Here is a 24,379-nt window from a genome sequence, read left to right on the forward strand (position 1 = left end):
CGAGAAACAAATGTGGGAGCGGGCTTGCTCGCGAATGGTGTGTCATTCAACAGTGAAGTCGACTGATACACTGCATTCGCGAGCAAGCCCGCTCCTACAGGGGATTGGTGTTAATGCAGCTTCAGGCGAGGCTCAGTCCCACGCCCAATCTTGCTCCCGAGCATCAACATCGCCGTGCGAAACGCGCCATACAACGCCATCTGGTGCATCCGGTACAACGACACGTAAAACATCCGCGCCAACCAGCCTTCCAGCATCACGCTGCCGGTGAGGTTGCCCATCAAGTTACCCACAGCCGAAAAACGCGACAGCGAGATCAGCGAGCCGTAGTCGGTGTACTTGTATTCCGGCAACGCCTTGCCTTCGATGCGCAGCTTCAGGGATTTGGCCAGCAACGATGCCTGCTGATGCGCAGCCTGGGCCCGTGGCGGTACGTTGCGGTCGGTACCCGGTTGCGGGCAGGCGGCGCAGTCACCGAAGGCGAAGATGTTCTCGTCGCGGGTGGTTTGCAGGGTCGGCAGTACTTGCAGCTGATTGATGCGGTTGGTTTCCAGGCCATCGATGTCTTTGAGGAAACCCGGTGCACGAATCCCGGCGGCCCAGACTTTCAGGCTGGCATTGATCACTTTGCCATCGGCGGTAATCAGGCTCTGCGCCGTGACTTCGCTGACCGCAGCATTGGTCATCACGTTGACCCCGAGTTTCTCCAGGGTTTTATGCACAGGCCCGCCGATACGTTCCGGCAGCGCTGGCAGTACCCGTGGCCCGGCTTCGATCAGGGTGATGTGCATGTTTTCCGGTTTGATCCGGTCCAGACCGTAAGCCGCCAGTTCATGGGCGGCGTTGTGCAGTTCCGCCGCCAATTCGACGCCTGTGGCACCGGCCCCGACGATGGCCACGCTGATCTGCTCCACCACGTCCGTTTGCCCGGCATGGGCGCGCAGGTAGTGGTTGAGCAATTGCTGATGGAAGCGCTCGGCCTGTTTGCGAGTGTCGAGGAACAGGCAATGCTGCGCCGCGCCTTGGGTGCCGAAATCGTTGGTGGTGCTGCCAACCGCGATCACCAGCGAGTCGTAGCCCAGCTCCCGGGCCGGCACCAATTCCACGCCGGCTTCGTCGTAGGTCGCGGCCAGCTGGATTTTTTTTGCCGCGCGATCGAGCCCGCTCATACGTCCCAGCTGGAACTCGAAGTGGTTCCATTTCGCTTGGGCAACATAGTTGAGTTCGTCTTCGGAAGAGTTCAGCGACCCGGCCGCCACTTCGTGCAACAGCGGTTTCCAGATGTGGGTCAGGTTCGCGTCGACCAGCATCACACTGGCCGTGCCACGCTTGCCCAGAGTCTTACCCAGACGGGTAGCCAACTCCAGACCGCCGGCGCCGCCGCCAACGATGACAATACGATGAGTCATGGGGATATCTCGCAAGGCTAAAAGAAATCGGTGCGATTACCCGAGCGAGCGCGAAGCGGCTCATAGCGTCAGATAACCGATAAGTCGGCTCAACAGGCCCAAACCAATGGTCACTGTCAGCACCAGCACCAGGAGCATCCACGGCCGGAAAGGCCGGCGCTCGACTCGGTGTTGGGACAAGTGCAGGTACTCTTCGACATGCTTCTGGTCGTCTGGGTTCAGGCGGCTGGTCATATTGGGCCTCGTCAGGGGTAGACGTTGCTGAATGTGTAGAAGCTACAGGCTGATTTAACGAACGTTGAACGGAGCATAGCCGCTGTCGGGAACAGGCTCGACGCTCACCGTATCGTCCAGTCGAATGATTCCACTTTGTAACACCCGGGCCGTGATTCCGCCATGGCCGCGAACGGCCTGAAAGGTCCCGGGGCCGAGGTTGTTTTGCAAGCGTGCGCACGGTTGGCACCAGCCAGTGGTTTCGAAAATTGCCTGGCCGATCTTGAAGCGTCGGCCCTTGAGGCTGAACAAATTGATTCCGCTGACGACGATGTTGCGCCGCAGGTCATTTGGCAGCACCGGTTGATCGTCCGGGCGACCCATCAGCGAACTGATCACCGCCAAGTGTTCCCACTGAATCAACGTCACCTGTCGGGCATTGCGTACGCTGGGGCGCGCCTTGTCACCCGTCAAACCGGCTTCGAGTCGCGCTTCCACGACCTCCAGTTCAATCATCGGCACATGCGACGCCGGGCGCACGCCGATCCAGCGTACACGGCCGATTTGTGGGACTTCGGCAATCAGTTCCTGTAATGGGCTCACAGGCTGATCCCGACGTCGAAGACGATGCTGCGCCCAAGGTTGCTGCGCAGGAAGTCCGGCGCGTCCGGGTGGGCGAACAGCACGCGGGCGAACGTCGGCCCGACCAGCGACAACGAGCGCCAGCCCTGGCGCAGGTATTCGGTGGGTGGCGGGAAATGGCTGTTGAGGTCCAGCACTTCGCGCTTGAGGCTGGCAAAAGCGATGATGTCCAATTCGCCCAGGTCCATGCCGCGTTCTTTGTAGTTGTGGGCCTTTTTGCGCAGGGTCGGTGCCAGTCGCAGCAGGAATTCATTGGCTGGAATGCGCCGGGGCTTGGCCTCGCGACGCACCAGCGAACTCAGGGAAAACGCGCTGCGCCGCCGTTGCAGTTCGTCGCGCCATTCGTCGTTGAGGCGCCGGCCTTCGTCGAGGACGAAGAACACCTCGAAACTGGCATCGCGAAACAGCACGTCCGGCGGCTCGCCGGCGGGGGCGAATTCGTCGGCGCGATAGGGAATGTTCAAGCCTTGCAGCAGGCGCTGGCAGACCCAACGCTCACGCTCCCATTTGCGGGCATTGGACAGGAACGCGTTGGCTTGCTCGGCCGCGATGGTCAGCAGGCGTAAATAATCTGAGTCATCCATAGGCCCAAGCTTAGCGTTCAAATGCGACAAGCAGATAGCTTTGCATCCACTGGAGGCACTTTTGCGCCGGTGTATGCTGGCATGGAGACGTAACCCAACAAGGAGTGTGCCGTGGTGTTCGAGGGGATGGCGTCATGATCGGTGCAGAGTTGCTGTCGCCGGAAAGCCTGGCGGTCGGCTGGCTGATTTACGTACCCGTGGTGATCTGGGCGATCTGCCGCGCGCCATGGGTCGAGTTGTTCACCGACAGGCGCCGTCAGCATTTGCTGTTTGGCACGGTGTTCGCGCTGTTCATGTTGTGGCTGGTGCGGCGGGATTTTGATACTGGCGTGTCGTATCACTTTATCGGCATGACGGCGGTGACGTTGCTGCTGGACTGGCCGTTGGCGATTGTCGGCGCTCTGGTGGCGCAAATGGGGCTGGTGTTGCTCGGACGTCAGGATCTGGCCGCTGTCGGGGTAAACGGCGCGTTGATTATTCTGTTGCCGGTGCTGGTCACGGAATGCTGCGCGATCCTGGTCGAGCGGGCTCAGCCGCGCAATCCCTTTGTGTATATCTTCGTTTCCGGCTTCTTCGCGGCGGCGCTGTCGGCCTTGCTGTGCCTGCTGCTGGCGCTGACATTGCTGTGGTTCGACGAGCGTTTCGCAATGCCGTACTGGCTGGAAGATTTTGTCGGCTACCTGTGGCTGCTGATTTTTCCCGAAGCGTTTATCAACGGCATGATCATCAGCGCACTGGTGGTGTTCAGTCCCGAGTGGCTGGAGACGTTCAACCGCACTCGCTACCTTTCGGCGCCGTGGAAGGATGACGATCCCAAGTCTTGATCCACATCAAACCGGTTTGACGCTCGCCAACTCATGCTCGGCAAAACCTTCAGGAGCATCGATATGAGTGTTTACGAATGGGCAAGGCAGGAGTTGCGTCACAGTCTGGATGCAGCGCAGGAAGTGGGATTTGATCCGGGGTTGAGCTTGCGCGCCTTGCTCAGCGCGGTGGTGCAACAGAGCAAGGCCGTGCGCAGTGTCGAGGATCTGGCGGATGAGCTGCAGTTTCTCGCCGAGAACCTCGATGACGGTCAGGACTACGGTTTTATGCGGCCCTGATGATCGAAGTCAGTGACGCGGTTCGAAGTCTTCGCTGAACAGGTCGTCCTCGGCATCCGGGCTCACCGGAATCTTGTGTTCTTCCGACGCCCAGGCACCCAGGTCGATCAGTTTGCAACGGTCCGAACAAAAAGGCCGGAAGGTGCTGGTGGCGCTCCATTCGACAGGGGCGCCGCAGGTTGGGCAATTGACGGTTGGGGTCTGGCTCATGACTGGCCTCCACGCAAAGTTAAGTAAAAATGATGCAGGCGTTCGACCTCGCTGTGCAGCCAGGCGAGGTCGCGGTCGTTGACCACCACATCGTCGGCATGGTTCACGCGGTCCTGGCGGCTGGACTGGGCCTTGAGGATCGCCTGGACCTGTTGTTCGCTGGTCTGGTCACGCTGCAGGGTGCGTTCGATCTGCAATTGTTCCGGGGCGTCGATCACCAGCACCCGTTGGGTCATGGCGTACTGCCCGGACTCGATCAACAGCGGCGACACCAGAATCGCGTAAGGCGATTGTGCCTTGGCCAGATGCTCGACGATTTCCTCGGCGATCAGCGGATGCAGCAATGCTTCGAGCCAGCGGCGTTCCTCCGGGACTTCGAAGATCAGTTTGCGCAACGCGGCGCGATCCAGTTGCCCGTCGGCGTGCAGCACGCCGGGGCCGAAGTGTTCGGCAATCCTGGCCAGCGCCGGGCGACCCGGTTCCACCACCCAGCGCGCCGCGTGATCGGCGTCCACCACGTGCACACCGAGGTCGATGAAGTGCTGGGCCGCGGCACTTTTGCCGCTGCCGATGCCGCCGGTCAGGCCGAGAATCCAGGGTTTTTCCACAGGGGTATTCATTTCAAACCGACAAACTGCCAATAGAAGCCGGTTATTTGACCACCCCAGAGCAACGCAATCCAGCCGGCAATTGCCAGATAGGGGCCGAAGGGGATCGGCGTCGAGGTTTTCGCGTTACGCAGGCGCAGCAAAATCACCCCGAGAATGGCCCCCACCAGCGATGACAACAGGATCGTCAGCGGCAGAATCTGCCAACCGCCCCAGGCCCCGAGCATCGCCAGCAACTTGAAATCCCCATGGCCGATGCCGTCCTTGCCGGTGATCAGCTTGAACAGCCAGAACACCGACCACAGCGCCAGGTAGCCGGCCACCGCGCCCCACAAGGCATCATGCAACGGCACGAACAACTCGAAGCTGTTGACGATCAATCCCAGCCACAGCAGCGGCAGCACCAGCACATCAGGTAACAGTTGATGTTCGGCATCGATCAGGCTCATGGCCAACAAGCCCCAACTCAGCACCAGCATCAGGCCGCCAGGCCAGCCAAAACCGAAATGCCAGGCGACAAACGCCGAGAGCAGGCCGCAAGCCAGTTCCGTCAGCGGATAACGTTTGCTGATCGGTGCCGCGCAGTTCGAGCAGCGCCCGCGCAACAACAGGTAACTGAGCACGGGGATGTTTTCCCAGGCGCGGATCTTGTGGGCGCAGTGCGGGCAATGGGAATGGGGCAGCATCAGGTTGTAGGTTGGCGGGGGCGTTTCGATGGGCAAACCCAAGACATCGTGGGCCTGCATTCGCCATTCCCGCTCGAGCATCTTCGGCAAACGCCAGATCACCACGTTGAGAAAGCTGCCGACCAGCAGACCGAGCACGAGTGCCGTGATCACGAAGGCCAGCGGATAGAGGGTCAGGTATTCATTCAGGGGCATGTCAGATCGCTGAGCCGAGTTGGAAAATGGGCAGGTACATCGCAACCACCAGTCCGCCGACGACAATACCCAGCACCACCATGATGAACGGCTCCATCAGGCTGGTGAGGTTGTCGACCATGTTGTCCACTTCGTCCTCGTAGAAACTGGCGACCTTGTCGAGCATGTCATCCAGGGTGCCGGATTCCTCGCCAATGGCCGCCATCTGGATCGCCATGTTGGGGAAGACGCCGGAAGTGCGCATGGAGAAATTCAGCTGCATGCCCGTCGACACGTCCTGCTTGATGCGCAGCACCGCGCGTTTGAACACGATGTTGCCGGTGGCGCCGGCCACCGATTCCAGCGCATCCACCAGCGGCACCCCGGCGGCGAATGTGGTCGACAACGTGCGGGCATAACGGGCCACGGCGGACTTGTACATCAGCGCGCCCACCAGCGGCAGCTTCAACAGCCAGGTGTCCATCCGGTCGCGGAAGGGCTGCGACTTTTTCATGGCATGACGAAAACCGAAGATCGCCGCGCCCAGTGCGCCGAGCATCATCCACCACCATTCCTGCATGAACTCCGACAGGCTGATCACCATCAGGGTAAAGCCCGGCAGTTCGGCGCCAAATCCGGCGAACACCGTTTTGAATTGCGGCACGACTTTGACCAGCAGAATACCGGTGACGATGATCGCGACGAACACCACGGCCAGCGGGTACGTCATGGCTTTCTTGATCTTGGCCTTGAGCTGTTCGCTCTTTTCCTTATAGGTGGCCACCCGATCCAGCAACGTATCCAGGGCGCCGGCCTGTTCACCGGCGTCTACCAGGTTGCAGTACAACTCGTCGAAATATTGCGGCTTCTTGCGCAGGGACGCGGCGAAGCTGTTGCCCGCGGCGACTTCCTGTTTCACCTCGTCCACCAGTTTGCGCATGGCCGGATTATCGAAGCCTTCACCGATGATGTCGAACGACTGCAGCAGTGGCACGCCGGCCTTCATCATGGTTGCCATCTGCCGGGTGAACAGGGAGATGTCCTGGGCCTTGATGCGTTTGCCGAAACTGAAAATCGAGGCGGATTTCTTGCGCACCTTGCCCGGGTTGATCCCTTGCTTGCGCAATTGAGCCTTGATCAGCGCCGGGTTCTGACCGCTCAACTCGCCGGTCATCTTCGTGCCTTTCTTGTCCGTGCCTTCCCAGGCGTACACGCTGATTTTTGCTGCCTTGACCGCCATGTTCAGTCCTTGGTGACCCGGTTGATTTCTTCAAGGCTGGTGATGCCTTGCATGGCCTTGATCAGTCCCGAAGTACGCAGATCGTTGAAACCGTCCTTGCGCATCTGGATCTCGATTTCCAGGGAGTTGCCTTCGGCCATGATCAGCCGTTGCAGGTCTGGCGTGTTCTTTACCACTTCATAAATCCCGATTCGCCCTTTGTAACCGTTGTTGCAGTGATCGCAGCCGACGGGCTCATAGATCGTGAATGAGCCGATGCGTTCCTCGGGGAAACCTTCCTTGATCAGCGCCTCCCGGGGAATTTCGATCGGCGTCTTGCACTGGCTGCACAGTTTGCGCGCCAGGCGCTGGGCGATGATCAGGCTGACCGAGGTGGCGATGTTGAAACCCGGAATGCCCATGTTGTGCAGGCGGGTCAGGGTTTCCGCGGCGCTGTTGGTGTGCAGGGTCGACAGCACCAGGTGCCCGGTCTGGGCAGCCTTGATCGCAATTTCTGCGGTTTCGAGGTCGCGGATCTCGCCGACCATGATCACGTCCGGGTCCTGGCGCAGGAACGAGCGCAGGGCCTGGGCGAAATCCAGGCCCTGCTTGGGATTGACGTTGACCTGGTTGATGCCTTCCATGTTGATTTCCACCGGGTCTTCGGCGGTGGAGATGTTGATGTCCACGGTGTTGAGGATATTCAGCCCGGTGTACAGCGACACGGTTTTACCCGAACCGGTGGGGCCAGTGACCAGGATCATGCCTTGTGGTTGCTTGAGCGCGGCCATGAACAGGGCTTTCTGATCGGGCTCGTAGCCGAGGGCGTCGATGCCCATTTGTGCGCTGGACGGGTCGAGAATCCGGATCACCACTTTCTCGCCCCACAGGGTCGGCAGGGTGTTGACCCGGAAGTCGATGGACTTGGTCTTGGACAGGCGCATTTTGATCCGCCCGTCCTGGGGCCGCCGCCGTTCCGAAATATCAAGGCTGGCCATGACCTTGAGCCGCGCCGCGATCCGTCCCGACAGTTGAATTGGCGGCTTGGCGACTTCGCGCAGGATGCCGTCGGTGCGCATCCGTACCCGATAGGTTTTTTCGTAGGGCTCGAAGTGCAAGTCGGAAGAACCGCTCTTGATCGCATCGAGCAGCATCTTGTGGACGAAGCGCACCACGGGGGCGTCGTCGGCGTCCTGGCCGGCAATGGAATCCTGATTTTTGTCGTCGACGGATTCGATATCCACGCCATCGAGGTCAATGTCGGCCATTTCTTCCAGGCCGGTGGCGTGGCTGTCGAAGAATTTCTCGATGGCGTCGCTGAGCTTGTCGTCCTCCACCAGAATCGCTTCGGTGCTCAGGCCGGTGCTGAACTGGATGTCGTTGATGGCTTGGTGGTTGGTCGGGTCGGAAATCCCCACGAACAGTTTGTTGCCGCGTCGCCAGAGGGGCAGGGCGTGGTGCTGGCGCACCAGTTTCTCGCTGACCAGGCCCTTGGGTTGGGTTTCCTTGTCCAGGCAGTTGAGGTCCAGCAGGGCCATGCCGAAATGTTCCGAGGCAATCTCCGCCACTTGGCGGCTCTTCAACAGTTTGTTCTGTACCAGGTAGCTGACCAGGGGGATGCGATTGCGTTGGGCTTGCTGATACGCCTGTTGCGCGCTTTTGTCAGTGAGCAGTTCGGCCAGCACCAATTGCTTGGCCAGACCGCTAAGGGCGATGTCATTCATGGGGATACCGGACGCAGACAGTTCATGACTTATAGCCTAGTCAAGGCGAGGAACCAAACCAGTGGGGTTGAGGTGACAAAAAGTGTCAGATAGTGCGGTTGCAGGGAGTAGGAAAGGGCGCTTTTGACCCTCCGCGCCCCGCAGCCAGGGCTGCGAAGGCCTGGCACGGAGTATGCTGAGGCTTAATCAGATCATGAGATTTCGACTCATGCATGGAGCCTGTCTATGAATACTCAAAAAGGTTTTACCCTGATCGAACTGTTGATCGTGGTGGCGATCATCGGGATTCTGGCGACGTTTGCGTTGCCGCAATATTCCAAGTATCAGGCGCGAGCCAAAGTGACGGCCGGTATTGCTGAAGTGTCGGCGCTCAAAGTGCCGTATGAAGATGTGATTAATGCAGGTTCGGCTGATCCGACATTGGCCAACGTTAATGCCGGTGTGGCCGCAACCCAAAACTGCACTCTTTCGCTGACAGGGACTGTAGCCGCCGGTACGGGCACACTGGTTTGTACGCTGATCAATGCACCGGCGCCTGTACTGGGCAAGACCATCACGCTTTCGCGCAGTGCGACTGCCGGCTGGACTTGCGCAACTACCGTTGCCCCGACGTATGCGCCAACCGGTTGCGTTGCCAGCGGGACGTAATTTTTTCCTGAGTCCGAATGCCCTGTCTGTCGAAGACGGGGCATTTTTTTGCCTGGTGAAAACCCGCAAGGGCGCAAAAACCACGGATTTTCAAAAACAAAGATGCCTAAAACCGTATGCGCGGTGAAATTCCTCAAAATTCATGGCCTTAGGCCAACGAGAAAACCGGCATCTTGCATGTACATATTTCAACGGTCATGCATTTTGCATGAATCCGGAAATTTAACGAATTCATAACTTATTGTTTTATAACGATTTATTGTCAGTCTCAAAGTTGGCACAGCGTTCGCAATATACCCAGTAACCCTGCTGAGAAGACACGCAGCAGACTTTATAGAAAAACAGGAGTTACTCGTATGAAGAAGTTCGCTATCGCTACTGCTGCCGCGCTGACCCTGACCATGGCCGGTGCAGCATTTGCACAGACCACCACCACCCAAGCCCCGATGACTCTGGCGGCTGGTGAAATGACCAAGGCTAAAGAAACCACTTCCGATACCTGGATCACTACCAAAGTCAAAAGCGATCTGGTTACCGAAAAAGGCATTCCAGGCACCGACATCAAAGTAGAAACCAACAAAGGTGTTGTATCGCTGTCGTCCACTGTTGCAGTGACCGAGGCTCAGAAAACCACCGCTGTTGCGATCACCAAGAAAATCAAAGGCGTCAAAGCGGTATCCGCTGACGGCCTGAAAGCCGAGTAAGGCAAGACTTCTCCGCTTGAACCGGGAGAAGGCGTGGCAGACGAGCTGAGCTGTACGGCTGCCGCCTCTGGAGAGTTCATGCGAAGGCCATAAGGATGTGGCCATTACAGGCCTCCGACATTCGTGTCGGGGGCCTGTTCTATTGTGAAAGGATCAAAAGCAAAAGATCGCAGCCTTCGGCAGCTCCTACAAAGGAATGCATTCACCCTGTAGGAGCTGCCGAAGGCTGCGATCTTTTGCTCTTAATTGCCGCGCTTGCTGGTGATCTGCACCAAGCGGTTACCCTCGAACCGCAGGTACTGATACATCCCGCCGTTGGGACCGTAGGTCCATTCTTCGACCTGGAACTCTTCCCGCCGGTTGGTGCTGCGCTTGTAGCCCAATGCATCCCGGGCCACGGGTTGTCCGCACTTCTGCAGCACTTCGCTGGAGCGGTCGCCCACGCTGATCAACTGACTGCCGCAGCGCAAGGTATCGGCTGCGCTGGCCTGACTGGCAGCCATCGCCAGGGTCAGGCCGATCAGTGTTTGTCTGATCATCATTCGGCGTCCAGGTGCATGGGTGTAATGACCCGGCCATCACTTTGCGCTTCGCCAAGATTGGCGTCGATGAAGTACACACGGTCATCGGCCATCTGCGCCTTGTCCACCAGGAAGTCCTTGATGCTGCTGGCCCGTTCCTGGCCCAGTTGCCGCAACAGCACATCGCTGGAGCTCCAGAACTTGATCACGTCCGCGCGCATTTTCGCGGTGCGTTCTTCCTTGCCCAAGTCCTTCCATTCGGCGGGCGGCTGCGTCTTGAGGCGGGTGCGGTAAATGCCTTCCAGCAGCGGACCTTTTTCGCCATCCGGCACTTGTAGCAGGGACGCCTGAGCCGGGACCTTGTCGCCGCGGCGCTGGAGCATTTTGTAATAGTTGTACTGGTATTCCCGTTCCAGACGCTGCTCGGCGATCAGCGGGCCATCGCTGCTTTGCGCGGCGGTGCCTTCGATCTCCAGGCGCAGGGCCGGACGTTCCTTGAGTGCGCTGGAGAGTTTGACCAGCGACGCTTCGGCTTCCTTGCTCAGGTCACTCGAACCCGCTGCAAACGACACGGTGCCCAGGTCTTCCGAGCCGCCGCCACTGATCAGACCGCCAATCATTTTGAACGGCGCGGCGGCCGCTTTCACGATCAGGTTACGCAGGGTCTGCCAGACAATCGGCATGATGCTGAACTGCGGGTTGTTCAAGTCGCCCGTCACCGGCAATTCGATGGAAATCTTGCCATCGACGTCCTTGAGCAAGGCAATCGCCAGTTTCAGCGGCAGGCTGGTGGCGTCCGGGCTGTCGACTTTTTCACCCAGTTGCAATTGCTCGACCACCACTTTGTTTTCGGCCTTGAGTTGGCCCTTGGTGATCAGGTAATGCAGGTCGAGATTGAGTCGGCCCTTGCGGATGCGGTAGCCGGCGAACTTGCCGGAGTAGGGCGTCAGCGTGGTCAGCTCGACACGTTTGAAACTGGTGGCGATGTCGAGGCTGGCCATCGGGTCGAACGGGTTGACCGCGCCCTTGATGGTCACCGGCGCATAGCGGTCGACCTTGCCCTTGATGTCTACAGTGGCCGGCTTCGCCTGGCGGCTGTCGATGGTGCCGATAGCACCGTTGAGTTCCTGAACGGCGGTGGCAAAGTTCGGGGTCAGACTGAAGTCGGCGAAGTTTGCCGAACCGTCATTGATGGCAACGCCGCCGACATGGATCGCCAGTGGCTTGTCCTTGCCGGCCGCCGGTTTGGTTGCGGCGGTCTTGGCCCCGGCGTCGGGCGGTTGCGGGACCAGCAGGTCATCGATGTTGGTGGTGCGGTCATCGTTGATCATGAAACGCGCATAGGGCTGGAACAGGTTGACCTTGTCGATCGACAGGCTGTCGCCGTGCTGATAGTTCAGGCCTTCGAGCACCAGTTGCTGCCATTTGAGGAAATCGCGGGTTTTCAGGGTGTCGAGGGTGTGCAGTTGATCGACCTGGGCCCGGCCGGTCACGCTGAAGGCCAGCGGATCGGTGCTTTTCAGATCGACGGCCAGGTCACTGCCGAGCATGCCGCTGCGCAGTTCCAGGCGAATGAACGGCGTGATGTAGGACTGGGCGACGCGCAGGTCGATGTCCTTGGTCTGCACTTTCAGCTTGGCGCTGACCGGCGCCAGATTGACCTCGCCGTCTGCGGTGATTTTGCCTTGCTTGCCGATACCCGTGTCGAGCTTGAGGTTGAAGGGCGAGCCATTGAGGCTGTCGAAATTCTGCAGGTCCAGGTTCAGCGGGCCCACTTCCAGCGCCACGGCCGGTTGCGCCTTGCGGTCGGCCAGGTGCACCTGGTAATTGCGCAGTTGCACGTCTTTGAGCAACACCTGCCACGGTTTGCTTGGTGGAGTCGGTTCAGGTTTTGGTGAGTCGGCTGCTGCCGGAGTGGCCGCCGGTTCGGCTTTGGCTTTGACCGCCGCTTTGGAAGGTTGGCTGGCGAACAGTTTCTGCCAATCGAGTTGCCCGTCTGCTTCGAGGGCGGCCCAGGTTTCGAGTTTGTTGCTGCGGATCTTGCCGACCACCACTTGCTGCTTGGCCAGGTCGACGGTGGTTTCACTGACGTCCAGGCGTTCGAGTTTGACCAGCGGCCGACCGTCCGGTGCATTCAGGGCGAACGGCGCGACGCTGACCGCGACGTTGCTCAGCAGCAGTTCGGTTTCCTTGGCCAGGTTGAGTTTGTAGTCGGTGCTCAGGTTCAGCACGCCGTTTTCCAGGGCCAGCGGCAGCGCGTCCCTTACGTACGGCCACCAGACTTTCATCTGGCCATCGGTGACTTTCAATTTACCTTCGGAGGCAATCGGCACCAGGCTGAAATTGCCGGTCCAGTCGATCTGCCCACCTGCCGGCCCCGCCGCGACCAGGGTCATGTCGGCGTTGTCATCGGGCAGGGTGCTGAGGTTCTTCAGTTCGAAATCGAGTTTGTCGTAAAGAAATTCGATGGGCTCGCTGGGCCGCGCATCCTGGAAATGCACATAGCCGCCGGCCAGTTTGATCCGCTCCACCCGCAGCGGGAACGGCTTGGCGTTCGGGTCGGCCGGGGTCGGTTCGCTGGCGGGGATTTTGAACAGGCCCAGCAGATTGAGTTTGCCGTCCTTGCCGAAGAGGATTTCAGTCTTCGGCTTGTCCAGTTCGATATCGGTCAGGTGCAGCGCTTTGGTCCAGAGACTGTCGATTTGCAGGTTGGCATAAAGCCGTTCGAAGCCAACCTGTTCCTTGCCCGGCTCACCGATGATCAGGCCCCACAAGGTGACTTCAAGGCTGAAGGGGTTGAGTTCGATCCGCTGGATGTGCGCGGGTGTCGTGGCGTAGTTGGCCAACTGCTGGTTGGCGATCCGCAGGGCAATGCCCGGCAAAATCAGAAATCCCAGCAGGCTGTAAAGGGCCAGAGCAGTCAACAGGGCGCCGATAGCGCGAATCAATCCTTTGGGCATGTGCGGCTTCATATGTCTGGTCGGAGTGCCTTGGAGTATGGCACGCGATTTCGGTTCCGAAGTCTCGCCGTTGCTCAGGATTGTTCAGATTCTTTTGTAGGAACAGTTACCTGATCGGTCAGAGTTGCAGAATCAGGGTCTTCAGCGGCGGCTGCTGATCCATCGATGGAAAATCGGCGCCCGGGGTCATCACCGACCACTCACGCACCGGCCGTCCGGCCTTCTCGGCACAGCGCAATACTTGCTCGCGCCAATCGTCCATGCTGACTTTCGCCAGGTTGTTGCAGCAGATCAGCACGCCGTCGTCGGCGGTGGTCAGCAGCGCGGGCTTGAGCAGGCTCTGATAGTCACGCAGCAGGTCGACCGTGCCGAACGCGCTCTTGGCCCAGGCTGGCGGATCGAGCAGTACCAGATCGTACTGACGCGGTTCCAGACGTTGGTAGCTCGGCAGTTTCTGCCCACGGCGCTGGCTGATCGGCAGGCCGGCCAGTTGGCGGATCGCCGGGAAATAGTCGGACTGAATGAATTCCATGCTCGGCAACTGCGGGTTGAGCAGGCCGTTTTCGCGGCCAACGGCCAGGTTGCCTTCGGCGAAGTCGAGGTTGCAGACCTCGCTCGCACCACCGGCCGCCGCACTCAGGCCAACGCCGCAGGTGTAGGCGAACAGGTTGAGCACGCTTTTGTTCTGGCTGTGATCCTTGATCCAGCCACGGGTGTTGCGCAGGTCGAGGAACAGCAGTGGGTCTTGCCCGGCGTGACGGCCGCGCACCCGGAAGTTGAGGCCCCATTCGTGGCCGATCAGGTCTTGCAGGGCGGCTTCGTCGGCGCGGTAGACAGTGTCTTCGCGGTCGATACGCGAATTGCCACGGGAGCGGTCGTTGTAGACCAGCAGCAGGTCGAGGCCCAGATGTTGATTGATTGTTTCGTGGAGTTGCAGCAGGGCATCTCGTTCAAGGGATTGGTGAAAGCTTTGCACCAGCAGTTGCGGGCCGTAACGGTCGATGGTCAGACCGCCGGCGCCTTCCTGGCTGCCATGGAACAGGCGATAGCAATCGGTGCCCTGCTGATGCAATTCGGCAAGCAGGTCCTGGCGATGATCGAGGGCGGCGCGCAGCGCCTGATTCAAGGAAGACATGCTGGGCGCCTTGCAGGAGGAGGTAATTTGGCGCGGGAGTTTAACAGCTTGGCGTGAGACCGCGGTGCTCCCTTCGCGAGCAAGCCCGCTCCCACATTGGTTTTGTGGCGTACACAAAATGTGCGATCAGCAAAGATCCCTGTGGGAGCGAGCTTGCTCGCGATGCTTTTGGGCTTTTGTCAGGTCAGCAACCCCATCCGCCGCTTGGCCCGCTGCACCGAGCCATTGCGCATCGCCCAGCGCAGCATTGGCGCACTGCGCTTGACGCTGGCGCGGATCAATTGGCGTTGCAGCGGGTTCTGATTGACGCCGAGCATGTCACTGGCCCAATCCGGCAGCAGGTCGATTCCGGCCTGCATCATCAAGCCGCCAAACGGCTTGGCCATGCGACTGGGGGCGGGCGCGTTCAACAGCAAACGCAATACCTCGCGACTGCGTGCGTCGCACAAGAGTTGCGGACGAATTCGCTCAAGGTATTCGGTCATTTCCTGGCGGCTATGGGGAACGTCACGGGCGCCCAGGCGCTCGGCGATCACCGCGATTTCCGTGTAGTAGCGGTCCTGATCCGCGCCGGACAAGTGCGGATTGCGATAACGCAGATGCGCGGCGAGGAAGTTGCTGACCTCGGCCACATGCACCCAGGTCAGCAAGTCCGGATCGCTGGCCGCATAAGACCGACCATCCGGCGCAGTGCCGACCACCTGCAAGTGAATGGTGCGCACTTTCTCGATCAGCCAGTCGGCGTCCTTGCGCGAACCGAAGGTCGTGCCGGAGATGAACTGACTGGTGCGGCGCAAGCGGCCGATCATGTCTTCGCGAAAATTCGAATGATCCCAGACCCCGGCCAGCGCCAATGGATGCAAGGCTTGCAGCATCAACGCACTGATGCCGCCGATCAGCATGCTGCTGAAGTCGCCATGCACTTGCCAGCTCACCGAATCAGGGCCGAACAGGCCGGGATCGCCCTTGGGGTTCTCCAGGTCGAGGTTGCCCAGGGACAGACCGGTCAAGCTCATGAGCTGGGTTTCGATGCGGTTACGGATGAATTCCATGGCGGCTCAATGGCGGAAAAAGAGGCAGACCTGGAATGCCACTGTAGGAGCTGCCGAAGGCTGCGATCTTTTGATCTGGACTTAAAAAAACAAGATCGAAAGATCGCAGCCTTCGGCAGCTCCTACGCGAGACGTTCCAGTACGAGTGTTATTGATTCAGGCGTTTATCGACCAACTCCTGCACCACACTCGGATCGGCCAGGGTCGACGTGTCGCCCAGGCTGTCCAGTTCATTGCAGGCGATCTTGCGCAGAATCCGCCGCATGATCTTGCCCGAACGGGTTTTCGGCAAGGCCGGCGCCCATTGAATCAGGTCCGGCTTGGCGAAGCTGCCGATTTCCTTGCTGACGTGGGCCAGCAGTTCTTTCTTCAGTTCGTCGTTGGGTTCGGTGCCATTCATGGGCGTGACAAAGGCGTAGATGCCCTGGCCCTTGACGTCGTGGGGATAACCGACCACCGCGGCTTCGGCGATGCTGTCGTGCAGCACCAGGGCGCTTTCCACTTCGGCGGTACCGATGCGGTGCCCGGAGACGTTGATCACATCATCGATACGCCCGGTGATCCAATAGTCGCCGTCCTCGTCGCGCCGGGCACCGTCGCCGGTGAAATAGTAGCCGGGGTAGGGCTTGAAGTAGGTTTCGACCATCCGTTGCGGGTCGCCATAGACGCTGCGGATCTGCGCCGGCCAGCTTGATTTAATCGCGAGCACGCCACTGCCGGCACCTTTGATTTCCTTGCCCACCTCATCGAGCAGCACCGGTTGCACGCCGAACATCGGTTGCGTGGCGCAGCCCGGTTTGATGCGCTGCGCGCTGACCAATGGGCTGAGCATGATGCCGCCGGTTTCGGTCTGCCACCAAGTATCGACAATCGGGCAGCGCTGCTCGCCCACGACGTTGAAGTACCAATCCCACGCTTCCGGGTTGATCGGCTCACCGACGCTGCCGAGTAATCTGAGGCTCGCGCGCGACGTTTCCTTCAACGGCTCGGGGCCTTCACGCATCAGCGAGCGCAGGGCGGTTGGCGCGGTGTAGAAGATGTTGACGTGGTGTTTATCGATGACTTGCCAGAAGCGCGAACTGGTCGGGTAACTCGGCACGCCTTCGAAGATCAGCGTGGTCGCACCGTTGGCCAGCGGGCCGTAGACGATGTAGCTGTGGCCGGTGACCCAGCCGACGTCGGCGGTGCACCAGAACACTTCGTCGTCGCGGTAGTCGAGCACGTACTTGAAGGTCATCGCTGCTTGCAGCAAATAGCCGCCGGTGGTGTGCAGCACGCCTTTGGGTTTGCCGGTGCTGCCGGAGGTGTAGAGGATGAACAGCGGGTCTTCGGCGTCCATCGGCTCTGGCGGGCAATCGTCGCTGACGTCGCGCAGGGCCTGGTGATACCAGATATCCCGGCCTTCGACCCAGTTCACTTCGCCCTGGGTGCGCTCGACCACGATCACCGTGCTGACCTTCGGGCAACTTTGCAGCGCCTTGTCGACCTTCTCCTTGAGCGGCACGAATTTGCCCCCGCGCACGCCTTCATCGGCGGTGATCACGGTGTGGCAGTCGGCGTCGAGAATGCGGTCGCGTACCGAGTCCGGGGAAAACCCGCCAAATACCACCGAATGCACCGCGCCAATCCGCGTGCAGGCGAGCATGGCGTAGGCGGCTTCGGGAATCATCGGCATGTAGATGCACACCCGATCGCCTTTCTTCACGCCACGGCTTTTCAGCACGTTGGCCAGGCGACAGACGTTGTGATGCAGTTTTTTGTAGGTGATCTGGGCGGATTCAGCGGGGTCGTCGCCTTCCCAAATGATTGCGATCTGATCGCCGCGTTTTTCCAGGTGACGGTCGATGCAGTTGTAACTGACGTTCAGCTTGCCCCCGGCAAACCAACTGGCTTCGCCGGTTTTCAGGTTATAGCGCTGGACGGTTTGCCACGGTGTGCTCCAGTCGAGGAAGCGCGTGGCCTGTTCGGCCCAGAAGGTGCTGGGGTGTTCGATGGACTGTCGGTATAGACGCTGGTAGTCGTCCTGACTCAGGTTGGCTGCCCGGCGTACGGCATCGGCTTTGGGGAACGTGCTGATATCGAACATGACGGTTCCTTATTCTTGTTTTGCGACAAGATTAAGATGCGCCGAGAGAAGAAAGGGTTCAAGTCAGACGCAAAACCAATGTGGGAGCGGGCTTGCTCGCGAAGGCGGTGTGTCAGTCAACATCTAAGCTGAATGACACACCGCCTTCGCGAGCAAGCCCGCTCCCACAGGGTAGAGCAGATCTGCGTCAGATCAACCGCGGTGACGGCCTCTGTAGGAGCAAAGCTTGCTCGCGATAGCGTCAGGTCAGTCAACATCATTGCTGAATGACAAACCGCAATCGCGGGCAAGCCTTGCTCCTACAGGATGAGGGCGTTAGCCGCGGTGACGGCCGCGGAAGTAGTTGATCAGGCCTTGGGTCGAAGCATCGTCAGCCGGGGTTTCTTCACTGCCGACCAGACGGTTGTAGACGCCTTTGCCCAGTTCTTTACCCAGCTCCACGCCCCACTGGTCGAAGGCGTTGATGCCCCAGACCACGCTTTGCACGAAGACTTTGTGCTCGTACAACGCCACCAATGCGCCGAGACGGCGTGGGCTGATGCGCTCGACCACCAGCGTGTTGCTCGGACGGTTGCCCGGGATGACCTTGTGCGGTGCCAGTTTCTGCACCTCTTCTTCGCTGATGCCCTTGTCACGCAGCTCGGTTTCGGCCTCGGCGCGGGTCTTGCCGAGCATCAGTGCCTGGCTTTGCGACAAGCAGTTGGCGTACAGCCACTGGTGGTGGTCGGACACCGGGTTGAAGCTGACGATCGGCACGATGAAGTCGGCCGGAATCAGTTGGGTGCCCTGGTGCAGCAACTGGTGGTACGCGTGCTGACCGTTGCAGCCTACGCCGCCCCAGATCACCGGGCCGGTATCGGTGGACACGGGCGTGCCATCCTGGCGCACGCTCTTGCCATTGGATTCCATGTCCAGCTGTTGCAAGTGCTTGGTGATGTTGCGCAGGTAGTGGTCGTACGGCAGGATCGCGTGGCTTTGCGCGCCCCAGAAGTTGCCGTACCAGACGCCGAGCAACGCCAGCAACACCGGCATGTTCTGTTCGAATGGCGCGCTCTGGAAATGCTGGTCCATGGTGTAGGCACCGGACAGCAGTTCCTTGAAGTTCGACATGCCGATGGCCAGGGCAATCGGCAAACCGATAGCCGACCACAGCGAGTAACGCCCGCCGACCCAGTCCCACATCGGGAAGATGTTCTCTTCGCGAATGCCGAAGGCCACGGCTGCGGCGTTGTTGCTCGATACCGCGATGAAGTGCCGATACAGCTCGGCTTCCGAACCGCCCTGGGCAAGGTACCAGGCGCGTGCGGCCTGGGCATTCTTCAGGGTTTCGAGGGTGTTGAAGGATTTCGACGAGACGATGAACAGCGTGGTCTCGGCGCGCAGCTTCATGGTCAGTTCGTGGAACTCACTGCCGTCGATGTTAGCCAGGTAATGGCAGCGCACGCCTTTCTGGGCGTAGGACAACAGCGCTTCGGACACCAGCTCGGGGCCGAGGAACGAACCACCGATGCCGATGTTCACCACGTCGGTGATCGGCTTCTCGGTGTAACCGCGCCACAGACCATCGTGGATACGGCCCACGAGGTCGGTGATCTGGTTCAGCACTTTGTGCACTTCCGGCATCACGTTGACGCCGTTGACCGACAACTTGTCGCCCACCGGGCGGCGCAATGCGGTATGGAGTGCCGGGCGGCCTTCGGAGGAGTTGACGATTTCGCCGTCGAACAGCGCTTGGATCGCGCCCTTGAGGTCGACTTCGTTGGCCAGGCCCACCAGCAGATTGCGGGTCTCGGCGTTGATCAGGTTCTTCGAATAGTCGAGGAACAGACCGCAGCTGCTGAGGGTGAATTGAGTAAAGCGCTGCGGGTCGGCATTGAACGCTTCGCGCATGCTGAAATCCTGCATGGCTTGGCGGTGGTCTTTCAACGCTTGCCAGGCGGGCAGAGCGGTAACGTCGTGAGGAGTGCGGTAGTACGCCATCGCTGCGATTTTCCTTTTACTTGAACTGCCTTTAAGACACTGAAGATCCCGGAATGTCCCGACCACGGGGTGGGTTACTTCCGGTCAATCTGCGTGGACACGATTAAATAGCGCAGGGCGGTAACAGTAAACCTCGCGTGTGCATCTGTCTCGGCTTTGTATGACTCGTTTTCTGTACTTTTTTAACATCTAAACGGCAAACGCCCCGACAAACGGAAGGGGCGAGCTGTCAGGCGACCTGAACCGGAATGGCATTGCTGGTGTGGCTCAACTCATTGCCCGGCGCCATGTAGAGCATGCGCGGCTTGAAATTCAGCAGCTCGGCGTCGCTGTAGTGGGCATAAGCGCAAATGATCACCCGGTCACCGACCTTGGCCTTGTGCGCCGCTGCACCATTGACCGAGATCATGCGCGAACCTTCTTCACCGCGAATCGCGTAAGTGGTGAAGCGCTCGCCGTTATCGACGTTATAGATCTGGATCTGTTCGTATTCACGGATGCCGGACAAGTCCAGCCATTCGCCGTCGATGGCGCAAGAACCTTCGTAGTCGAGTACTGCGTGGGTGACTTCGGCGCGGTGCAGCTTGGCCTTGAGCATGATGGCGTGCATGAGTGTTTTCCCAGGTCGGAATCGAACGGCGGGCAGTTTGCCCGAAGGCTTTGAGGGCGGCAATACGGTCTGGAAACCACCACAAAAACCAATGTGGGAGCGAACTTGCTCGCGAAAGCGGTGTGTCATTCAACTGAGATGTCGACTGACACCCCGCTTTCGCGGGCAAGCCCGCTCCCACAGGGGTATTGCGGTGTTTAGGCGGGCGTGTCGAGGTTCAGGTGCAGGTTGTCGATCAACCGCGTCGTCCCGAGGAACGCCGCCACCAGAATCACCAGGTCCCGATCTTCCGGGGTGGCCGGACGCAACGTCACGGCATGGCGGATTTCCAGGTAGTCGGGGCGCAAACCGGCGGCGTCGAGCTGTTTAATCTGCGCGTCGATCAGCGCCGGGTAATCGCGATCACCCTGTTTGATCGCGTCGGCAATCGTCGACAACGTGCGATAGACCACGGGGGCCGTCGCGCGTTGTTCTTCGCTGAGAAAGCCGTTGCGCGACGACAGCGCGAGGCCATCGGCGGCGCGGACGGTCGGTTCGCCGATGATCTGGATCGGCATGTTCAGGTCATGCACCAAGGCGCGAATTACCGCCAATTGCTGGAAGTCTTTCTGACCGAAAATCGCAATGTCCGGCTGGACCATGTTGAACAGCTTGCTGACCACCGTCGCCACACCTTCGAAATGCCCCGGACGGCTGGCGCCGCACAGGCCTTCGGACAATTGCGGAACGCTGACACGGGTCTGGCCGGCCATGCCGTCGGGGTACATTTCTTCGACGGTCGGGGCGAACAGCAGGTGGCAGCCGCCCTGGAGCAGTTTTTCCTGATCCGCCGTCAACGTGCGCGGGTACTTGTCGAGGTCTTCGCCAGCGCCGAATTGCAGCGGGTTGACGAAGATGCTCGCGACCACGAAATCCGCCCGTTGAGCGGCTTTGGTAATCAATGCGATATGACCGCTGTGCAGGTTGCCCATGGTCGGTACGAAGGCGATACGCTTGCCTTCGCCGCGGGCACGGGCGACGGCAGCCCGCAGTTCGCGGACGGTTTTGACGGTGTTCATGCAGAAAATCCGTGTTCGATACCTGGGAAAGTCGCCGCTTTGACTTCAGTGACGTAAGCGCCGAGTGCCGCTTGAATGCTGACCTGCCCGGCCATGAAGTTCTTCACGAACTTCGGCACGCGACCAGTAATCGACAGGCCGAGCATGTCGTGCAGCACCAATACCTGGCCGTCGGTACCGCTCCCGGCGCCGATGCCGATCACCGGAATGCCCACCGCTTGGGTGATTTCTTCAGCCAGTTCGCTCGGTACGCACTCCAGCAGCAACATGGCGGCACCGGCCTGTTCCAGGGCGATCGCGTCGGCACGCATCTGTCGCGCCTGGTTCTCGCTGCGACCCTGGACTTTGTAACCGCCCAGGATGTTCACCGATTGCGGGGTCAGGCCCATGTGCGCGCACACCGGCACGCCGCGTTCGGCCAGCAGGCGGATCGAGTCCGCGAGCCACAAGGCGCCTTCCACCTTGACCATGTGCGCACCGGCCTGCATCAGCAGGGCGCTGTTGATCATGGTTTGTTCGGTGGTGGCATAGGCCATGAAGGGCAGGTCGGCGAGGATCAGGGCGTCGGCATTGCCGCGTTTGACGGCGGCCACGTGGTAGGCCATCTCAGCGGTGGTAACGGGCAGGGTGCTGTCGTGACCTTGCAAAACCATGCCGAGGGAGTCGCCCACCAGCAGCACTTCGACACCGGCCTCGTTGCAGGCGTGGGCGAAGGTCGCGTCATAGCAGGTCAGCATGGTGATTTTTTCACCTTTCTGCTTGAGGCTCTGGAGCGTGGTCAGGGTGATGGCTGGCATGTAAAAAATCCTCGTTCAGGCGCTATGGAAACTACTGCGAGTAACGCGCGTGATTCTTCATTTACTCAGGCGCACGGTCTTTTGTCGTGCTTATAAGGCCTGGATTGCGCCCTTTAGCGCCGCGTTGGCGGCAGCGGGACGCCTATAGTCGTGAGGAGGACTCGGGAAGTCAATTGCGTGTGTTACCGCATTGTTACGTGTGGGGTGTTACCGGGGTAACTGATGCGATTCAGCAGGTTTTGTGGCACCACATAACAAATGTGGGAGCGGGCTTGCTCGCGAATGCGGTGTGTCAGTCACCATTGATGCTGAATGACACACCGCATTCGCGAGCAAGCCCGCTCCCACAGGGGGATTTTTGTCAATTTTGGGGGAGGCGTTCCAGACCGACAAACGGGCACGCTGCCAGCAGGTCGGTCAAGGCTCGGCCGTCCGCCAACCGCAGGTCCGCCGGCGCGAGTTCGGCCAATGGATACAGAACGAAGGCGCGTTCCTGCATATGGTAGTGCGGGACTTTGAGGCGAGGCTCGTCGATCAGGCGATCACCGAACAGCACGATATCCAGATCCAGCGTGCGCGGCCCCCAACGTTCCAGGCGCTCGCGACCCTGGCCGTTCTCGATGGCTTGCAGCGCATCAAGCAGGTCCAGCGGCGCGAGCCGGCTGTCGAGGGCGGCGACGGCGTTGGTGTAGCGTGGTTGACCGGGCAGCAACGAGTCGCTTTGGTAAAACGCGGATACGCCAACCAGTTCGGTTTGTGGCAACCGGGACAGCGCCTCGACGGCGCTGCGCAACTGTTCGGCGGGGTCAGCCAGATTGCTGCCCATGCCGATGTAGACGCGTTCCATGGCTTATTCGCTCGTGGTGCTCGGTGCGCCGGCGGCGCGTTTGCGCTTGGCGCCACCGCTGCGACGACGTTTGCGCGGTGCGCCGGTGCCGTCATCCTTGCCGCTGAGGTCGCGGATCATGTCGCGACGTTCGCTGTCGTTGGCGTCCTGATAATCCGTCCACCATTCGCCCAGGCCATCGGTCTGCTCGCCGGCGCTTTCGCGCAGCAGCAGGAAGTCGTAACCGGCGCGGAACCGCGGGTTGTCCAGCAATAGGTCGGCGCGCTTGCCGCTACGGCGTGGCAGGCGCTCCTGCATGTCCCAGATCTCGCGGATCGGCATGGTGAAGCGTTTCGGAATCGCAATGCGCTGGCATTGCTCGGCAATCAGCTCGTGAGCCGCTTCCTGCATCGCCGGAATCGGCGGCATGCCGCGCTCTTGCAGACGCAACACACGGGCCGGCAGGGCTGGCCACAGCAACGCTGCAAACAGGAACGCCGGGGTGACCGGTTTGTTCTGCTTGATCCGCAGGTCGGTGTTGATCAGCGCTTCACTGATCAGCGTGTGGGTGTACGTCGGGTTGTATTCCAAGGCCTCGGCACTCGCCGGGAACAGTGGATCGAACAACTGCAGGTCGACCAGCATCTCGAAGGTGTCCGCGGCGTGGCCGGAGAGGAACAGCTTGAGCACTTCTTCGAACAGACGAGCCGACGGAATCTCGCGCAGCATCGGCGCCAGGTCGCGGATCGGCGCGGCGCTGTGTTTTTCGATACCGAAATTCAGCTTGGCGGCGAAACGCACGGCCCGCAGCATCCGTACCGGGTCTTCCTGGTAGCGTTGCTTCGGGTCGCCGATCAGGCGGATCAGGTGATTGCGGATGTCGTGTACGCCGTTGGCGTAGTCGAGAATGCGCTCGCTGACCGGATCGTAATACAGGGCGTTGATGGTGAAGTCGCGACGTTGCGCGTCTTCTTCCAGGGTGCCGTAGACGTTATCGCGCAGGATGCGCCCGCTCTCGTTACGGGAAGACTGGTTGCTGTCTTCCTCTTCATCGTTTTGCGGGTGGTTGGCGCGGAAGGTCGCGACTTCGATGATTTCGCGACCAAAGTGGATGTGCACCAGTTTGAAACGACGGCCGATGATCCGCGCATTGCGGAATTCGGCCCGTACCTGTTCTGGGGTGGCACTGGTGGCGACGTCGAAATCTTTCGGCGTGATGCCGAGCATCATGTCACGCACACAACCGCCGACCAGGTAAGCCTGGTAACCGGCGTTCTGCAGGCGTTCGACGATATTCACCGCGTAGCGGCTGAATTGCCCCTTCTGCAGCGAATGTTGGCCGCTGTTGAGCACTTCAGGTGTGCTGCGGATGTGTTGCGTATGACGCTTGGGAGAACGGAATGACTGGAACAACTTCTTCAGCATGGGAT

Annotated in this window: 24 protein-coding genes and 2 pseudogenes; 5 read left to right on the forward strand and 21 right to left on the reverse strand. The window is 59.9% G+C overall.

From position 1 onward, the window contains the following. Positions 1 to 110 precede the first annotated feature (110 nt). From HB680_RS22460 to HB680_RS22475, 4 genes are read right to left on the reverse strand one after another with little or no spacing between them, the layout of a single operon-like run. Positions 111 to 1,409, reverse strand: a complete 1,299-nt coding sequence (locus HB680_RS22460) for an NAD(P)/FAD-dependent oxidoreductase (protein WP_213940682.1) — start codon at positions 1,407 to 1,409, stop codon at positions 111 to 113. Positions 1,410 to 1,469: 60 nt separating this feature from the next. After that, positions 1,470 to 1,643 (reverse strand): DUF3094 family protein, encoded by a 174-nt coding sequence (locus tag HB680_RS22465; protein WP_213940683.1) that lies wholly within the window; start codon positions 1,641 to 1,643, stop codon positions 1,470 to 1,472. A 54-nt stretch (positions 1,644 to 1,697) separates the two neighbouring features. Continuing rightward, entirely contained in the window at positions 1,698 to 2,225 is a 528-nt protein-coding gene (locus HB680_RS22470; protein ID WP_213940684.1) for an MOSC domain-containing protein, read from the reverse strand. Then, entirely contained in the window at positions 2,222 to 2,848 is a 627-nt protein-coding gene (locus HB680_RS22475; RefSeq protein WP_008154887.1) for a DUF1780 domain-containing protein, read from the reverse strand. The genes HB680_RS22470 and HB680_RS22475 overlap by 4 nt, the downstream gene beginning before the upstream one ends. 134 nt (positions 2,849 to 2,982) lie before the next feature. On the opposite strand from HB680_RS22475, the gene HB680_RS22480 reads away from it, so the two are divergent. Next, positions 2,983 to 3,672: an energy-coupling factor ABC transporter permease gene (locus HB680_RS22480; RefSeq protein ID WP_213940685.1), complete on the forward strand. Its 690-nt coding sequence runs from the start codon at positions 2,983 to 2,985 to the stop codon at positions 3,670 to 3,672. Positions 3,673 to 3,735: 63 nt separating this feature from the next. Beyond that, positions 3,736 to 3,951, forward strand: coding sequence for a hypothetical protein (locus tag HB680_RS22485; protein WP_008033212.1), 216 nt, complete (start codon positions 3,736 to 3,738; stop codon positions 3,949 to 3,951). A 9-nt stretch (positions 3,952 to 3,960) separates the two neighbouring features. On the opposite strand, the gene yacG is transcribed toward HB680_RS22485, so the two are convergent. From yacG to pilB, 5 genes are read right to left on the reverse strand one after another with little or no spacing between them, the layout of a single operon-like run. Further along, positions 3,961 to 4,161: a DNA gyrase inhibitor YacG gene (gene yacG / locus HB680_RS22490; protein ID WP_123404924.1), complete on the reverse strand. Its 201-nt coding sequence runs from the start codon at positions 4,159 to 4,161 to the stop codon at positions 3,961 to 3,963. Beyond that, the gene (coaE, locus tag HB680_RS22495) at positions 4,158 to 4,781 is read right to left on the reverse strand and encodes a dephospho-CoA kinase (protein WP_213940686.1); all 624 of its coding nucleotides are present in this window, start codon (positions 4,779 to 4,781) and stop codon (positions 4,158 to 4,160) included. Before coaE ends, yacG begins: the two co-directional genes overlap by 4 nt. Beyond that, the gene (locus HB680_RS22500) at positions 4,778 to 5,650 is read right to left on the reverse strand and encodes an A24 family peptidase (protein ID WP_213940687.1); all 873 of its coding nucleotides are present in this window, start codon (positions 5,648 to 5,650) and stop codon (positions 4,778 to 4,780) included. The genes coaE and HB680_RS22500 overlap by 4 nt, the downstream gene beginning before the upstream one ends. 1 nt (position 5,651) lies before the next feature. Beyond that, positions 5,652 to 6,869: a type II secretion system F family protein gene (locus HB680_RS22505; RefSeq protein WP_213940688.1), complete on the reverse strand. Its 1,218-nt coding sequence runs from the start codon at positions 6,867 to 6,869 to the stop codon at positions 5,652 to 5,654. Between the two features lie 2 nt (positions 6,870 to 6,871). After that, a complete protein-coding gene (gene pilB, locus HB680_RS22510; RefSeq protein ID WP_213940689.1) occupies positions 6,872 to 8,572 on the reverse strand; it encodes a type IV-A pilus assembly ATPase PilB in 1,701 nt (566 codons plus the stop codon). A gap of 225 nt (positions 8,573 to 8,797) precedes the next feature. Between pilB and HB680_RS22515 the strand changes: the two genes are divergently transcribed. Together HB680_RS22515 and HB680_RS22520 are read left to right on the forward strand one after the other, a co-directional pair. Continuing rightward, positions 8,798 to 9,220 (forward strand): pilin, encoded by a 423-nt coding sequence (locus HB680_RS22515; RefSeq protein ID WP_213940690.1) that lies wholly within the window; start codon positions 8,798 to 8,800, stop codon positions 9,218 to 9,220. 356 nt (positions 9,221 to 9,576) lie between these two features. Continuing rightward, complete coding sequence (locus HB680_RS22520; protein ID WP_213940691.1) at positions 9,577 to 9,924, forward strand: BON domain-containing protein; 348 nt, start codon at positions 9,577 to 9,579, stop codon at positions 9,922 to 9,924. Between the two features lie 242 nt (positions 9,925 to 10,166). On the opposite strand, the gene HB680_RS22525 is transcribed toward HB680_RS22520, so the two are convergent. From HB680_RS22525 to acs, 5 genes are all read right to left on the reverse strand, one after another. Continuing rightward, a complete protein-coding gene (locus HB680_RS22525) occupies positions 10,167 to 10,463 on the reverse strand; it encodes a DUF2845 domain-containing protein (RefSeq protein WP_213940725.1) in 297 nt (98 codons plus the stop codon). Then, positions 10,463 to 13,405 carry a DUF748 domain-containing protein gene (locus HB680_RS22530; protein ID WP_213940692.1) on the reverse strand — a complete coding sequence of 981 codons (2,943 nt, stop codon included), beginning with the start codon at positions 13,403 to 13,405 and terminating at the stop codon, positions 10,463 to 10,465. Before HB680_RS22530 ends, HB680_RS22525 begins: the two co-directional genes overlap by 1 nt. A gap of 118 nt (positions 13,406 to 13,523) precedes the next feature. Then, on the reverse strand, positions 13,524 to 14,540 hold the full coding sequence (locus HB680_RS22535) for a class I SAM-dependent methyltransferase (RefSeq protein ID WP_213940693.1): 1,017 nt from the start codon (positions 14,538 to 14,540) through the stop codon (positions 13,524 to 13,526). A gap of 179 nt (positions 14,541 to 14,719) precedes the next feature. Next, complete coding sequence (locus tag HB680_RS22540) at positions 14,720 to 15,592, reverse strand: oxygenase MpaB family protein (RefSeq protein ID WP_213940694.1); 873 nt, start codon at positions 15,590 to 15,592, stop codon at positions 14,720 to 14,722. Positions 15,593 to 15,740: 148 nt separating this feature from the next. Continuing rightward, positions 15,741 to 17,678, reverse strand: coding sequence for an acetate--CoA ligase (acs, locus tag HB680_RS22545; RefSeq protein WP_213940695.1), 1,938 nt, complete (start codon positions 17,676 to 17,678; stop codon positions 15,741 to 15,743). Between the two features lie 80 nt (positions 17,679 to 17,758). Here acs and HB680_RS32900 point away from each other — a divergent pair. Continuing rightward, positions 17,759 to 17,848 (forward strand): annotated as a pseudogene (locus HB680_RS32900) (DUF4381 domain-containing protein); the annotation flags it as partial. A 145-nt stretch (positions 17,849 to 17,993) separates the two neighbouring features. On the opposite strand, the gene pgi reads toward HB680_RS32900, so the two are convergent. The 7 genes and pseudogenes from pgi to HB680_RS22575 all read right to left on the reverse strand — a co-directional run bounded on the left by pgi (position 17,994) and on the right by HB680_RS22575 (position 24,374). Continuing rightward, positions 17,994 to 19,658: a glucose-6-phosphate isomerase gene (pgi, locus tag HB680_RS22550; RefSeq protein WP_213940696.1), complete on the reverse strand. Its 1,665-nt coding sequence runs from the start codon at positions 19,656 to 19,658 to the stop codon at positions 17,994 to 17,996. Between the two features lie 229 nt (positions 19,659 to 19,887). Next, entirely contained in the window at positions 19,888 to 20,268 is a 381-nt protein-coding gene (panD, locus tag HB680_RS22555) for an aspartate 1-decarboxylase (RefSeq protein WP_213940697.1), read from the reverse strand. A 97-nt stretch (positions 20,269 to 20,365) separates the two neighbouring features. Next, a pseudogene (locus tag HB680_RS33130) lies at positions 20,366 to 20,449 on the reverse strand (DUF4381 domain-containing protein); the annotation flags it as partial. 16 nt (positions 20,450 to 20,465) lie between these two features. Then, complete coding sequence (panC, locus tag HB680_RS22560) at positions 20,466 to 21,326, reverse strand: pantoate--beta-alanine ligase (RefSeq protein ID WP_213940698.1); 861 nt, start codon at positions 21,324 to 21,326, stop codon at positions 20,466 to 20,468. Next, the gene (gene panB / locus HB680_RS22565; RefSeq protein ID WP_213940699.1) at positions 21,323 to 22,123 is read right to left on the reverse strand and encodes a 3-methyl-2-oxobutanoate hydroxymethyltransferase; all 801 of its coding nucleotides are present in this window, start codon (positions 22,121 to 22,123) and stop codon (positions 21,323 to 21,325) included. Before panB ends, panC begins: the two co-directional genes overlap by 4 nt. Before the next feature lie 361 nt (positions 22,124 to 22,484). Continuing rightward, positions 22,485 to 22,970, reverse strand: coding sequence for a 2-amino-4-hydroxy-6-hydroxymethyldihydropteridine diphosphokinase (gene folK / locus HB680_RS22570; RefSeq protein ID WP_213940700.1), 486 nt, complete (start codon positions 22,968 to 22,970; stop codon positions 22,485 to 22,487). 3 nt (positions 22,971 to 22,973) lie between these two features. Beyond that, a complete protein-coding gene (locus HB680_RS22575; protein WP_213940701.1) occupies positions 22,974 to 24,374 on the reverse strand; it encodes a polynucleotide adenylyltransferase PcnB in 1,401 nt (466 codons plus the stop codon). Between the last annotated feature and the right edge of the window lie 5 nt (positions 24,375 to 24,379).

The organism is Pseudomonas sp. dw_612 (genome assembly GCF_018449725.1).
Lineage (GTDB): Bacteria > Pseudomonadota > Gammaproteobacteria > Pseudomonadales > Pseudomonadaceae > Aquipseudomonas.

Excerpts from the sequence above, each read along its gene's own strand:
- HB680_RS22460 (WP_213940682.1), bottom strand. The coding sequence starts at position 1,409 with ATGACTCATCGTATTGTCATCGTTGGCGGCGGCGCCGGCGGTCTGGAG.
- HB680_RS22465 (WP_213940683.1), bottom strand. The coding sequence starts at position 1,643 with ATGACCAGCCGCCTGAACCCAGACGACCAGAAGCATGTCGAAGAGTAC.
- HB680_RS22475 (WP_008154887.1), bottom strand. The coding sequence starts at position 2,848 with ATGGATGACTCAGATTATTTACGCCTGCTGACCATCGCGGCCGAGCAA.
- HB680_RS22480 (WP_213940685.1), top strand. The coding sequence starts at position 2,983 with ATGATCGGTGCAGAGTTGCTGTCGCCGGAAAGCCTGGCGGTCGGCTGG.
- HB680_RS22485 (WP_008033212.1), top strand. The coding sequence starts at position 3,736 with ATGAGTGTTTACGAATGGGCAAGGCAGGAGTTGCGTCACAGTCTGGAT.
- yacG (WP_123404924.1), bottom strand. The coding sequence starts at position 4,161 with ATGAGCCAGACCCCAACCGTCAATTGCCCAACCTGCGGCGCCCCTGTC.
- coaE (WP_213940686.1), bottom strand. The coding sequence starts at position 4,781 with ATGAATACCCCTGTGGAAAAACCCTGGATTCTCGGCCTGACCGGCGGC.
- HB680_RS22500 (WP_213940687.1), bottom strand. The coding sequence starts at position 5,650 with ATGCCCCTGAATGAATACCTGACCCTCTATCCGCTGGCCTTCGTGATC.
- HB680_RS22505 (WP_213940688.1), bottom strand. The coding sequence starts at position 6,869 with ATGGCGGTCAAGGCAGCAAAAATCAGCGTGTACGCCTGGGAAGGCACG.
- pilB (WP_213940689.1), bottom strand. The coding sequence starts at position 8,572 with ATGAATGACATCGCCCTTAGCGGTCTGGCCAAGCAATTGGTGCTGGCC.
- HB680_RS22515 (WP_213940690.1), top strand. The coding sequence starts at position 8,798 with ATGAATACTCAAAAAGGTTTTACCCTGATCGAACTGTTGATCGTGGTG.
- HB680_RS22520 (WP_213940691.1), top strand. The coding sequence starts at position 9,577 with ATGAAGAAGTTCGCTATCGCTACTGCTGCCGCGCTGACCCTGACCATG.
- HB680_RS22525 (WP_213940725.1), bottom strand. The coding sequence starts at position 10,463 with ATGATCAGACAAACACTGATCGGCCTGACCCTGGCGATGGCTGCCAGT.
- HB680_RS22530 (WP_213940692.1), bottom strand. The coding sequence starts at position 13,405 with ATGCCCAAAGGATTGATTCGCGCTATCGGCGCCCTGTTGACTGCTCTG.
- HB680_RS22535 (WP_213940693.1), bottom strand. The coding sequence starts at position 14,540 with ATGTCTTCCTTGAATCAGGCGCTGCGCGCCGCCCTCGATCATCGCCAG.
- HB680_RS22540 (WP_213940694.1), bottom strand. The coding sequence starts at position 15,592 with ATGGAATTCATCCGTAACCGCATCGAAACCCAGCTCATGAGCTTGACC.
- acs (WP_213940695.1), bottom strand. The coding sequence starts at position 17,678 with ATGTTCGATATCAGCACGTTCCCCAAAGCCGATGCCGTACGCCGGGCA.
- pgi (WP_213940696.1), bottom strand. The coding sequence starts at position 19,658 with ATGGCGTACTACCGCACTCCTCACGACGTTACCGCTCTGCCCGCCTGG.
- panD (WP_213940697.1), bottom strand. The coding sequence starts at position 20,268 with ATGCACGCCATCATGCTCAAGGCCAAGCTGCACCGCGCCGAAGTCACC.
- panC (WP_213940698.1), bottom strand. The coding sequence starts at position 21,326 with ATGAACACCGTCAAAACCGTCCGCGAACTGCGGGCTGCCGTCGCCCGT.
- panB (WP_213940699.1), bottom strand. The coding sequence starts at position 22,123 with ATGCCAGCCATCACCCTGACCACGCTCCAGAGCCTCAAGCAGAAAGGT.
- folK (WP_213940700.1), bottom strand. The coding sequence starts at position 22,970 with ATGGAACGCGTCTACATCGGCATGGGCAGCAATCTGGCTGACCCCGCC.
- HB680_RS22575 (WP_213940701.1), bottom strand. The coding sequence starts at position 24,374 with ATGCTGAAGAAGTTGTTCCAGTCATTCCGTTCTCCCAAGCGTCATACG.